Source organism: Paenibacillus sp. oral taxon 786 str. D14 (genome assembly GCF_000159955.1).
GTDB lineage: Bacteria > Bacillota > Bacilli > Paenibacillales > Paenibacillaceae > Fontibacillus > Fontibacillus phoenicis.
The window spans coordinates 32,766-44,012 of record NZ_GG695985.1; the positions used below are offsets into that span (position 1 = coordinate 32,766).

At 56.3% G+C, this 11,247-nt stretch carries 11 protein-coding genes; 5 read left to right on the forward strand and 6 right to left on the reverse strand.

The window, feature by feature from the left end; genetic code table 11:
• Nucleotides 1–126: 126 nt before the first annotated feature.
• Genes POTG_RS16775 through POTG_RS16785 form a run of 3 tightly spaced genes read right to left on the reverse strand, consistent with a single transcriptional unit; the run spans nucleotide 127 to nucleotide 3,395 of the window.
• A complete protein-coding gene (locus POTG_RS16775) occupies nucleotides 127–1,224 on the reverse strand; it encodes an ABC transporter permease (RefSeq protein ID WP_009226036.1) in 1,098 nt (365 codons plus the stop codon).
• Nucleotides 1,221–2,234 (reverse strand): ABC transporter ATP-binding protein, encoded by a 1,014-nt coding sequence (locus tag POTG_RS16780; RefSeq protein WP_009226037.1) that lies wholly within the window; start codon nucleotides 2,232–2,234, stop codon nucleotides 1,221–1,223. Before POTG_RS16780 ends, POTG_RS16775 begins: the two co-directional genes overlap by 4 nt.
• A 3-nt stretch (nucleotides 2,235–2,237) precedes the next feature.
• A complete protein-coding gene (locus POTG_RS16785; protein ID WP_009226038.1) occupies nucleotides 2,238–3,395 on the reverse strand; it encodes a COG1470 family protein in 1,158 nt (385 codons plus the stop codon).
• Between the two features lie 162 nt (nucleotides 3,396–3,557).
• On the opposite strand from POTG_RS16785, the gene POTG_RS16790 reads away from it, so the two are divergent.
• The 3 genes from POTG_RS16790 (at nucleotide 3,558) to POTG_RS16800 (ending at nucleotide 6,052) form a co-directional block, all read left to right on the forward strand.
• Nucleotides 3,558–4,166: an RNA polymerase sigma factor gene (locus POTG_RS16790; RefSeq protein ID WP_036645957.1), complete on the forward strand. Its 609-nt coding sequence runs from the start codon at nucleotides 3,558–3,560 to the stop codon at nucleotides 4,164–4,166.
• Entirely contained in the window at nucleotides 4,144–5,139 is a 996-nt protein-coding gene (locus POTG_RS16795) for an anti-sigma factor (RefSeq protein ID WP_009226040.1), read from the forward strand. Before POTG_RS16790 ends, POTG_RS16795 begins: the two co-directional genes overlap by 23 nt.
• Before the next feature lie 130 nt (nucleotides 5,140–5,269).
• Entirely contained in the window at nucleotides 5,270–6,052 is a 783-nt protein-coding gene (locus POTG_RS16800) for an MBL fold metallo-hydrolase (protein ID WP_009226041.1), read from the forward strand.
• Nucleotides 6,053–6,499: 447 nt separating this feature from the next.
• Here the strand turns inward: POTG_RS16800 and POTG_RS16805 are convergent, their stop codons facing one another.
• From POTG_RS16805 to POTG_RS16815, 3 genes are read right to left on the reverse strand one after another with little or no spacing between them, the layout of a single operon-like run.
• Nucleotides 6,500–7,303: a Cof-type HAD-IIB family hydrolase gene (locus POTG_RS16805; RefSeq protein WP_009226042.1), complete on the reverse strand. Its 804-nt coding sequence runs from the start codon at nucleotides 7,301–7,303 to the stop codon at nucleotides 6,500–6,502.
• Between the two features lie 27 nt (nucleotides 7,304–7,330).
• Nucleotides 7,331–8,302, reverse strand: coding sequence for a DMT family transporter (locus tag POTG_RS16810; protein ID WP_009226043.1), 972 nt, complete (start codon nucleotides 8,300–8,302; stop codon nucleotides 7,331–7,333).
• The gene (locus POTG_RS16815) at nucleotides 8,292–9,296 is read right to left on the reverse strand and encodes a lipoate--protein ligase (protein ID WP_009226044.1); all 1,005 of its coding nucleotides are present in this window, start codon (nucleotides 9,294–9,296) and stop codon (nucleotides 8,292–8,294) included. Before POTG_RS16815 ends, POTG_RS16810 begins: the two co-directional genes overlap by 11 nt.
• Nucleotides 9,297–9,521: 225 nt before the next feature.
• Between POTG_RS16815 and POTG_RS16820 the strand changes: the two genes are divergently transcribed.
• Together POTG_RS16820 and POTG_RS16825 are read left to right on the forward strand one after the other, a co-directional pair.
• Nucleotides 9,522–10,610 (forward strand): pyridoxal phosphate-dependent aminotransferase, encoded by a 1,089-nt coding sequence (locus POTG_RS16820; RefSeq protein ID WP_009226045.1) that lies wholly within the window; start codon nucleotides 9,522–9,524, stop codon nucleotides 10,608–10,610.
• A gap of 90 nt (nucleotides 10,611–10,700) precedes the next feature.
• Nucleotides 10,701–11,247: adenosylcobinamide amidohydrolase (locus POTG_RS16825; protein WP_232282330.1), on the forward strand; the 547-nt coding region annotated here is incomplete at its 3' end.

An 11,247-nucleotide genomic window follows, 5' to 3' on the forward strand; every position in this document is an offset into this window, starting at 1 on the left:
TAAAATGGCCTTATTTTCCAGAAATAAGGGGTTAAGGCTGAAATAAGGCCAAAAATTACCGCTATTTTGGCGCGACAAAAACACAAAGAAGCCGCTGATCCAACCAATCAGCGGCTTCTTCATATTTTATGCTCTTGACCGTACTTCCTGACGCATGAACAGGACGTAGGACAGGCCAAAGCAGATCATGGTGGCGGCCAGCAAACCGGTCAATTGCGGCCAGATGAGCAATAGGCTTTGGCCCAGTGACAATGGGCTTGCGATCGCCCCGACGAGCTGGTCCATCGTTAGCGGTCCCAAGGCGCGGACGCCGGGGGAGAGCATCGTCGAGATCGTCTCCGAGAACAGCTCTGTCGGGGACAGGCGGTTCAGCGTCAGCACGAGGTTCATCTGCCGCAGCTGCGCCTCCGGCGCCGCCATTTGCGAGACGGCCGTCGCGCTGTCGATCATGTTGATGATCATGCCATAGAAGATCGTAAAGAACAGCCAGATGGCGATGGACGACAGTGCCGACGTTGCTGCCTGCCGGAAGCGGATGGAGAACAGAATCGACAAGCAGAGCCAGAAGCCGATGTAGACCACCGCAATCAGCAGGAAGATGAGGATGCGGGCGAACTCCTCTGGAGTTGGCGGATATCCGATGGTAAACAACCCCAGCCCCATCACCAGCAGCCCCAGCGAAAAGACCACGACCGCAATGATCACCAAAGCAGAAACGAATTTAGCCTTGATGAAGTCATCGCGGTAGATCGGTTGCGACAGCAGGCGGCCCAACGTTCCTTTATTCCGTTCGGAATTGACGGCGTCGAACCCTAACGTGATTCCAATCAGCGGTCCTAACCAGGAGAGGAAGGTAGAAAAAGAGGGAACCGCCAGTGCAGAACTGGTTAAGGTATACATTTTCAGGAACAGGAACGTATCGCCCGCCCCGCCGCTAGCTGAACTGCTGCCCGAACGAATCGCCGAGACAGCGGAATAGATCGAGCCGATGCAGGCCAGTACGATGATGCCCATTAGGATCCCAAAGCGCCAGCTGCTCAAGTGGTCACCAATCTCCTTCTGGACCATCACCCAAAAAGAGGAAGACGAGCGCTCCCGCGGCGGATTCGCTTCTCCGCCGGGACGGAGCTCTGCCCATAGCTTGCGTGCCCGTTCCCGCCACTCATCCAGGCGCAGCTGCTCTTTGAAAGAACGGCTGCCCACGGTTTTGTTTGGCTGCATCATGACTCACCCCTTTTTTCAAAATAGCGATGGTAGATATCGTCAAGTCCGTATTCCTTGCGGCGGATGTACACAAGCTCCGCATCCTTCTGAATCACGGCTTCGGCGATTTGTGCGGTAAGGTCCCGTTCACAAACCACCGTTGCGGTAACGCCCCGCTCGATCTCGTCGTCCCCTTGCTGCGGGTAACGGATGTCACGGACGCCCTGGATGCTGGAAATGTTCCGGGCTAGCTCCTCCGTCCAGCCTTTGGCGCCAACCTCTACATAGACGTTGCCGTCCGCATCCAGCTGTTTGGACAGGGTGCGGATGTCGCCGCAGGCAATCAACCGGCCTTGGACGAATAGACCAACCCGGTCGCATATTTGCTGCACTTGATGCAGATGGTGCGAGGACAGCAGCACCGTCAGCTTCTCGTCGCGGCTGAGCGAAGAGATGAGGGCAAGCAGCTCGCGCACCCCTTCGGGGTCGATCCCCAGCGTTGGCTCGTCGAGGATAATGACCTCCGGATTTTTGATGAGCACGTCCGCCAGACCTAACCGCTGCCGCATCCCGCGGGAGAACGCTCCGACCTTCTTGCCGGCGTTGTCTGCAAGTCCGGTTTTCTCCAGCAGGGCTTTGGCGCGTTGCAAAGCTTCTTGCTCCGATACGCCGTTCAGTCTTGCTGTATACACAAGATTATCCAGCGCCGTCCGATCCTCATAGAACCCGACATCATCGGGCAGATAACCCACCTTCCGCTTCACCTTCAGCGCCTCGCGCGTCGGGTCAAAGCCGCAAATCCGCGCCTGTCCCGAGGTTGGCTCGGCCAACCCGAGCATCATCAGGATCGTTGTGGTTTTCCCTGCACCGTTGGGGCCAAGCAAACCAAAGATTTCCCCGCGGGCGATGCTTAAGTTCAGATGATCAACGGCGGTGGCTTCTCCGTATTTCTTCGTCAGCTGCACGAGTTCAATGACCGGACGTTCGCCAGTAGCCGATGGGGTAGGTGTCTTGCCGGTTTCCGTAACCATGGATTATCTTCTCCCATATTTCCGGAACAGGTAATAGATGCCTCCGCAAACGGCCAGTATGATGAGAACCCCCACCCATCCCCATAATACGGACGATTTTACGGTAACCCGCAGATCAGCGTTCGCGCTTTTGTTCGCGGAGGAGGCAGTCAGACTGACGATGTAGTCCCCTGGGAGCGATTTTTTGCTGGATTTAATGGTGGCTTGAACCTGCTTGCTTTCACCCGGCGCGATCGATGTGATCGAGGAAGGCTCGAAGGACACCTCCCAATCCGTCGGAGCGGCCGAGGAGAAGGAGAGATCTTGCAGCTCAGCGGAGCCGGTATTTTGGACCACGAAGGTCAGTTTGCGTTCGGAACCTGCGCCCACGTCTGTGCTCAGCCGGTCATCCACCGTGGAAAACTTCATGTCGTACGTTCCCGTTACGACCGCTTCGATTTTGGCGTTGGCTGTGGTATCGCCGCTCGTTGCCGAAATCGGGATTTCATAGGTGCCGGCTTTGATTTGCTCCGGCGGCTTCACTTCAATCGTAATCGACTTCTCGGTGTTGGGTTCCACTTCAACCGAAGTGACGCTGTTGCCGTCAGCTTTGAAACGAACGTCCCAGCCTTGCTCGGCTTGTGCGTTGAAGGCGTAGGTCTGCTTTTGCGTCGTTCGGTTACGCAGCACCGCGCTATACGTAAACGTGGAGTCCGAATGGCCTTCCATGTTGGCTTGATCCAAGGTCAGCTCGGTTTTGAAGGTCCCTTGCTCGGAGACGTTAACGACCAGCGGCAGCGTTGCATCATCCGCTTTAAGATTGAACACGTACCGGCCTTTGTTAATTTGCAGCGGGACCTCAAGATCGAGGGTGAAGGATTGCGTTTCACCGGCCTTTACCGCCAGCCGCGAAATTTCGCGCCCGCCTGCGGTGAGTTCGTATTTCCAATCCTTGCTTTGCGTCTCCAGCGAGAGATTGGCCGAAGCCGTACTGCTGCCATGGTTGACAAGATCGATCGAATAAGACACAGATTCGCCCGGTGCAGCGGACCATTCCAAATATGGCGTGAAGAGCTCCAATGAGCCCGCCGCCGAGGCTTTGCCGACCCCGGATAAGGCAACGCTTAGGGTCGTGACCAGAATGAGCAGCAAGAACGCCGCTTTTCGATAGGTTTGAAGCATCTCTTGTACCCCCTAAGAAAAATAATGATGTTCATCAAAGGTACGCACGAAACGACGCTTTGGATTTATTCGATTCTAGAAATTTTTTTGGGGTTTTCAAGCGAATTCATTTTTGATAAAACGGGAGGTAAGAAGAGGAGAAATTTTGCGGGAGGGACAAGTATGGACCTGCAAAATGAAGAGATGACCAGGCAGTTGCGTGAGATGTGCAACGGTTCCGTCCGCGCATTTGATGCGTTTTATGCCTGTTATTCTCCTTTTGTCATGCAGGTGGCCGGCCGTCTGGTTGGGGAGCGGATGGAGGCCGAGGATATTTGCCATGAGGTGTTTTTGGAGGTGCTGCGGCGGGGGCAAGACTATGACCCGTCGCGCGGGTCAATCAAAGCCTGGCTGGCGGTGATGACCCGCAGCCGCAGTCTGGACCGATTGCGGCGCAAAGCGCGGCTGAAGTATCCGGGCGATGAGGCGCTGCGCCGGGATGCGGTGGACGAAGACAGCTCCGGCGAGAATCAAGTCTTGTCCCGGTTGGAACGGGAAGCGCTCCGCACAGCGATCTACGCGCTGCCGGAGACGCAGAAGAAGGCGATTATGGGCTCTTATTTCGCCTTGCAAACCCAACGCGAAATGGCGGAAGCCTGGAGCGTTCCGATTGGCACCGTAAAGTCTTGGGTACGTTACGGGCTGAACAATTTGCGCAAGCAACTGGAGAAGCAAGGTTGGGGAGAACCGCTGGAAGGAGGGAACGAGCATGAACGGGCAAGACAGCGATAAGGTTCGCAACATCGGCGGGCCGGGCAACGAGAACGTCTGCATTCGGATGTACACTGAGCAGGAGTGGATTGATTGGTTGCTGGGAACGCTGGAGGAACCGCGGCACTCTGAAATGGCGTTGCACCTGGATAGCTGCACGGTCTGCCTGGAGCAGAAAACGTATTGGGAGAGCGTCCTGGGGATCGACGGCGAGGACGGTTCATTGTCGGGGCAGCTGAAGAAAACGGAGCAACCGGGGACGAAGGTGCAGCCAGAGCAAATGGAGCTGCCGGAACTGCCGGGGAGACCGGCTGTTGGCAACCGGGAGCTTACTCCAAACCTGGCGGCTGCCCCAGGACCGTCGCAGCCTCAACTGCATCAGCAGGCCGTTTCTCCTTCCGCGCAGCGCTTGGACCCGTGGGCGGGCGCTATCCCTTCCGAGCGGATACGGCGCAGCCTGCGGAGTCGGGTAAGATGGATCAGCTGGCGACGCCGAGCGTTACGGCTGTTCACCGTTCGTTGGAAGTGGACGGTGTCGCTGGCGGCCGCGCTGATCGTACTGGTCGGCATGAGGGTTGTCATCGATCACCTGAACCAGCCCGAAGCCAGCTGGGACCGCTATGTGCAAACCTACGAGCCTGAAGCGCTGCCGGTCCTGTCGAAGCCGGACACGATCTCTTATCCAATCGCCATGGGCCGCATGGAGCCGGAGAACGGCATGGTGTGGTACAATGCAGGTACCCGAGAGGTGCTGATGCTGGTCGGCGGGCTCGTTCCGGATAAAGGGCAGATGGTCCGCGTATGGATCGTGAAGGAAGGGGCGCGCGACAGCTTAGGGTTGCTGCAATACCACAACAACCGGGCGCATCTCTACGTCAAGGACAAGACGCTGAGTTATGGAGACAGCCTAGAGCTGACGATTGAACCCGCTTATGGCGCGCCGGAGATGAACGGGTTTTCTAATTCGATCTCGTTGGATTTGTTGGGGCGGTAGTGCCAAGCAAAGCGAGATTTGGGAGGTTTCCTAAATCTCGCTTTTTTACGCGAGAGTTGCAGGATATGGCGAGCGGGGCACGACTCGTAAAACTAAGGCGAGCGGCTCGGCAGGAGGGAGACATTTCGATATGGATCGGCTTGAGTTTATCGGCACCGGGGATGCGATGGGCGTTCCTAGAGTGTATTGTGATTGCGAGGTGTGCGGGGAAGCACGCAGCTCCGGTGTGAACCGGAGGTATCGCGCTCTGGTGGCGGTGGAAGGTGAAGAGGGCGGCTTCCTAATCGATTGCGGACCGGATTGGCGGTCCGGGATGGAGCGGCGAGGGCAGCGTTTTGCGGAGCAAATTCTGATCACGCACGCCCATTTCGACCATATTGGCGGACTGCCCGAATGGGCCGATGCCTGCCGCTGGCTGGGTAGACGGGGACAATTGTATGCGCCGCAGGAGGTGTTGGACACGATCCTTCGCCAGTTCCCTTGGCTGGGCAGCCATTTAGATCTGCATGCCGTTGGCGCGGAGGGCACTCGCCTAGCCCGGTGGCAGATTTCCGCGTGGAAGGTCTTCCACGGCAAAAACGGCTTTTCGTACGCCTATCGATTAGAGAAAGATGGCTTCACCTGGGCTTACTGCTCGGATTCCATCGCCTTGCCAGAGGATCAAAAGCAGCCGTTGTTTGGCCTTGATCTGCTGGTGCTGGGCACAAGCTTTTATCACGAAACCGCCGAATTTACGACCCGGTCGGTGTATGACGTGAAGGAGGCACTGGAGCTGTTGAACGAGATTCGGCCGACGCGGACGGTATTCACGCATCTGTCGCATGACATCGATCTGCGACGCGATTATGGACTGCCAGAGGGAGTGGAGTTTGCAGTGACGGGAATGCAAATGTCGCTGCAGAAGGGGAAGTAAAGGCTAAGGGGCTCCGAGGGGATTTCCAAAGGATTTTCAAGGAGATGTCCGAGGGATTTACGAGCAGATGTACAGCTGTGTTCCAACGGATGCACCGGCGGATGTACGGCTTCGTTTCCCAGCGAATGTCCTAGCGGATGTCTGAACTTCGTTGCCAACCGTTGTCCTAGCGGATGTCTGAACTTCGTTGCCAACCGTTGTCCAAGCAGATGTCTGAGCTCCGTTTCCAGCGGGCATGATAATGTATGCGAAAATTCGAATACATTTCACCCACGTGGGGTCATTTTGACCAAATGTATATGAAATTTCATGCTTAATCACCCCATTTTGACGCAAATGCCCTGAATCTATATGAAAAACCGAATAGATTTCGAGTTTTGGGCGTTTAACAGCAAATTATATTCGAAATTTCAGCTATATTAAAAAAAACTAACTGGAAGGATCCAGTTAGTTTTTTGCATTCAGCACAAACTTCTCGATGACATGCTTCACGCCGTCTTCATTGTTGCTTAACGTGACATAGTCGGCGATTTCCTTCAGCGCTGGGATGGCATTACCCATCGCCACGCCTAGGCCGGCGGCTTCGAGCATCTCATGGTCGTTCCAGGAGTCGCCGATAGCGATCGTTTCTGATAAGTCGCAACCAAAATGGGCGGCCAGGAAGCGCAGAGCATGGCCCTTGGTGCCTTCCTCATGCATGATTTCCAGGAAGTTCGGCTTCGACTTGGTGATATGAACGCCGTCCCCGAGCAGCTCGCGCAGCTCCGGCGCGATTTGGTCCAGGTAATCGGGTTCGTCGATGATCAGCATTTTTGGCGTTGGCTGGGCGACCAGCTTGGCAAAATCCGGCTCCACATAATATTGCGTCCGGTTCAGCTTGGTGTAGTCGATCAGCTTCTGGTTCTCCTCGCGGGCGTACAGCTTATCGTCAATGTACGTTTGCAGGTGCAGGTTGCGCTCGATGCAGTATTCGAACAGTTTGCGCGCTGCTTCCATGGGGACGTAACGCTCGTAGAGCACCTTTTCGTCCATCAGGTTTTTGACCAGTGCGCCTTGGTACGTAATAATCGGTACGTTAAGTCCCGTTTGACGGGCGATCGCTTGAGCGGATGCGTAAGCGCGGCCGGTAGCCAGTGTGACGACGACGCCCTTGGCCACCGCTTGCTCCAACGCCTGCTGTGTTGCAGGGGTGACCTCTTTGTCATCATTAATTAAAGTATCATCAATATCGATGGCAATCAGTTTATACATGGTTTCTCTCCTTTAAGGAAGATCTCTCTATCCAACCGATTCGGGGGATTCAGATTCAACTCCACCCGATTTTAATTCCGCGAGCAGCATGCCTCCCAGAATACATAGACAGCCAAGCCCAGTGGCCCAGCCTAATTGCTCGCCGCCAAAAAGCACGCCGGTCGCTGCAGCAAAAACCGGTTCCATGGCGAAGATGACCGCGACCCGGGAAGGACTGGTGAATTTCTGGCATACTGTCTGGATCCAAAACGCAAATGCACTGGTGGGCCCGATGGAAACGAGCAGCGCAAGCCATACTTCCGGCTGCATCAGTTGACCGGCTGTTTCGCTCCAGGAAGCGGTGCGCTCGAACAGCAGCGAACCCGCCGCACTGAGGACACCCACGACCGCCATCTGCAGCGAAGCTAAGGGCAAGGCCGGATAACGGGGGGCAAATACGCCGGTATAGGCGACGTGCAGACCGAAACCAACCGCGCACAAAAACACGAGCGCATCCCCCAGGTTCAAGACGAGGCCGGAACTGCCGGCGAACGCCAGCAGGTAAAGCCCGGCGGCAGCCAGAATTGCGCTGATCCAGGTGAAACGCGAAATTTGATGTTTTAACAGCCAAAAGGACAAAAAAGGCACGATAACAACAGACAATCCGGTAATAAAACCGGCGTTTGAGGTTGAGGTATACAGCAAGCCAACCGTTTGAAACGTATAGCCTAAAAACAGGAATAACCCTAGCAGCGCAGCATGCCCCATCATGCGCCAGGACAATTGCTTCCATTCTTGCCGGTAGAACATGCTAATGATCAAAGCGAGCAGCAGCGCTGCCCCGATAAAACGGATGCCGTTAAAAGCCAGGGGCGGGAGCACCCGGACCGCATGCTGAACGATCAGAAAGGTGCAGCCCCACATGAACGCCACGAACAACAGCGCCAAATCCGCCAGGCGCGTGCGGTTCGCGGCAGGCTTTTTCATAAAAGTAGAAGCCGGATGCTCGTCAATCTTCAAGGAAAATCAGCCCGATGAATTCGTCCAGCTCAATGTTGCCGAAATAGTGCTTCACGTCAACGCCGGCGAGCGCATCCCGTACAGCCGAATCCTCATATTTTACGCCTCTCAGCTTGTCCTCGATATCGGCTACGTCGCCGACACCAAAGAAATCGCCGTAAATCTTAATGTTCTGAATATGTCCGTCCTTGATGTTCATGCGCAGATCGATAATGCCGACGGGGAATTTTTTCGCGTGCTTCACATTGCTCTCCGGCGACAAACCATAGTTCCAATCCCAGTTCTTGTAGCGTTGCTCGGAAATTTCATGGATTTTTGCCCAATCCGCTTCCGTCAGCTTATATTGAGGTACTTCGTGCGGTTCCATGCCAAAAATATGCCGCAGCAGCTCAGCGCGGAACTCCTCGATCGTCATTTTGCGATCCAGGAAGTCGATGATGTTGGCCACCCGGCTGCGCACGGATTTGGTGCTCTTCGATTTGAATTTTTCCGGATTGGCGTTCAGCGCGGCCTGTACGTTGTCGAGGTTCAGATTAAACATCAGCGTACCGTGGCTAAACATGCGGCCCCGCGTAGCAAATTGGGCGTTGCCCGAAATCTTCTTCTCCCCAACCTGAAGATCGTTGCGTCCGGTCATCTCCGCATTCACGCCAAGGGATTTGAGCGCAGCGACCACCGGCTCGGTAAACTTGCGGAAGTTATGGAACGACTCGCCGTCATCCTTGGTGATGAAGCTGAAGTTCAGGTTCCCCAGGTCGTGGTACACCGCACCGCCGCCGGAAAGCCGACGGACGACTTGCACGCCGTTCTCCTTAACGTATTCCTGATTGATCTCCTCGATGGTGTTCTGATGCTTGCCGATAATGATGGAAGGTGCGTTGATATAAAACAGCAAATAGCTGTCGTCCTCCAGCGGCAAATGTCTTAAGGCATATTCTTCGATGGCCAAATTGACGGACGCATCGGTAATGCCTTCGTTATCGATAAACAGCATGGTTCTCCATCCTCCTATTTTGCGGCCGGCCGCCTGATTCTCAGGCCCCGGGATGTAGTCATACACGCATACGATTTTATTGTAAACCAATTGGTGTCGAAACCAAAGGGGGAGCAGCGTTTTTTGCCGGAAAAGAACGCAAAGTTCTTCCTTGTTGACGGAAAAAGACGGGACACCGATAATGGGGACACCTGAACTTTTTGGAAAGAAAAGAGGAATCGCTCGATGGAGTTAGAGATTTTTGGCCACGGCGGCGATCTGGTGACGGCTTCGGCCCGGTACGGCGTGGCGGCAGGGGAATGGACGGATTTTAGCGCGAACATCAATCCGCTGGGGCCACCTCCTGGACTGCTGGATGCGCTGCGCGAGGCGTTGCCCGGCATCGTGCGGTATCCGGATCCCGGGCACCGCGGGCTGGTCAAGCAGTTGGCTGAGCACCTTCAAGTCGAGGAGGAAATGCTGGTCATTGGCAACGGGGCGGCGGAAAATATGGCACTGGCGCTGCTGGGACTTACTCCGGAGAAGGTTGGGGTGGTGGAGCCTTGCTTTTCCGAATACCGTACGCTTTCGGAGCAGTTTGGTGCCCAGGTGCAGTTGGTATTTGGAACGGAAGCGCGGGCGTTTAAGGCCGCGCCGGAGGAGGTGGAGGGCCTGATTCGAGAGACGGATTTGGCGTTTATCGGTCAGCCCAACAATCCCAATGGAGTGCAATACAGCTTGGACGAACTGCGGCGGTTTGCGGCGGCCGGAGAGCGGTACGGCACGTATGTGGTTGTCGACGAAGCGTTTATCGACTTTATTCCGGAACCGAAACGCCGCACGTTGCTGCCGGAGCTTCGGGATTATCCGCATCTCATCTTGATCCGGTCGATGACGAAGTTTTATGCGATTCCGGGCCTCAGGCTCGGTTACGCGATCACGCATCCGGAGACGGCCCAGCGCATGCGGGACAAGCAGGTGACCTGGAGCGTCAACTCGTTGGCACTGCTGGCGGGGGAGTATTGCTTGAGGGCGGATGCTTCGTATGAGCAGGCGACAATCGAGTTGGTGAAGCGACAGCGTGACCTTCTGATGGGTGAGCTGACGCGTCTCGGGTGTCAAACCTGGCCGGGCGAAGCGAACTTCCTGCTCGTACGGCTGCCGGAGCCGTGGACGGCCGAAACGATGCAAACGGCGCTTGGGCGGCGCGGGGTGCTGGTGCGCAGCTGCGCGATGTATCCGGGGCTGACGGAGCGGGATATCCGGCTGGCGGTGAAGGATGAGCCGGCCTGCAGCAAGCTGCTGCGGGAGCTGGAAGCAATCATGCGCGGCTAAAGGACGGGTAAGCGTTCGATGTTGTGCTATTGAACTTAGGTGTATTAAAAGTTGTTGTTGGTGGACTTTCATGTTGGGAGGAAGGGAAGGATGACGATGGGAATGCCTTTTATGGCGGCCCGTCCGGGCGAAGTGTATGAATCCAAGGTATGGCCCGGCTTAAAGCTGGAATATGGGGAGCGGCATTTGCTGCTGGAGGCGCCGGAGGAGATGGACGGACTGAGCAGCGCAGTCTATGGCGGTGGATCTGGCCGGCTGCGCCGGATGGTCAACATCTACGTAGACCGCCAATACCGCTGCGACGATCCGGCGCGGGACATTGCGGAGTTGCTGGAGCAATGGGGATACCCGGCCGAGGGGACAGCGGGGCTGCTGACGGCGGTCCCGATGCGCTACGCCGCGGTGGCAGAGGAACGCGGCGAGGATTTCGCCGTCTTCTGCTGCGCGACGGCGGGGGCGTCGAACGCCGCGCGGGCGGGCGTTCGGCGGACGACGTTCCCGGCCTCATGGACGCCGGGAACGATTAATGTGCTGCTGGCCGTGGATGGGCGGCTGACGCCGGCGGCGATGGTCAACGCCGTAATGACGGCGACGGAGGCCAAGACGGCCGCGCTGGGCGATCTCGGCGTGCAAGACG

Bases quoted from the DNA above. Each gene is read 5' to 3' on its own strand.
- POTG_RS16785 (WP_009226038.1), bottom strand. From the start codon at position 3,395: ATGCTTCAAACCTATCGAAAAGCGGCGTTCTTGCTGCTCATTCTGGTC.
- POTG_RS16790 (WP_036645957.1), top strand. From the start codon at position 3,558: ATGGACCTGCAAAATGAAGAGATGACCAGGCAGTTGCGTGAGATGTGC.
- POTG_RS16820 (WP_009226045.1), top strand. From the start codon at position 9,522: ATGGAGTTAGAGATTTTTGGCCACGGCGGCGATCTGGTGACGGCTTCG.
- POTG_RS16805 (WP_009226042.1), bottom strand. From the start codon at position 7,303: ATGTATAAACTGATTGCCATCGATATTGATGATACTTTAATTAATGAT.
- POTG_RS16795 (WP_009226040.1), top strand. From the start codon at position 4,144: ATGAACGGGCAAGACAGCGATAAGGTTCGCAACATCGGCGGGCCGGGC.
- POTG_RS16815 (WP_009226044.1), bottom strand. From the start codon at position 9,296: ATGCTGTTTATCGATAACGAAGGCATTACCGATGCGTCCGTCAATTTG.
- POTG_RS16800 (WP_009226041.1), top strand. From the start codon at position 5,270: ATGGATCGGCTTGAGTTTATCGGCACCGGGGATGCGATGGGCGTTCCT.
- POTG_RS16780 (WP_009226037.1), bottom strand. From the start codon at position 2,234: ATGGTTACGGAAACCGGCAAGACACCTACCCCATCGGCTACTGGCGAA.
- POTG_RS16775 (WP_009226036.1), bottom strand. From the start codon at position 1,224: ATGATGCAGCCAAACAAAACCGTGGGCAGCCGTTCTTTCAAAGAGCAG.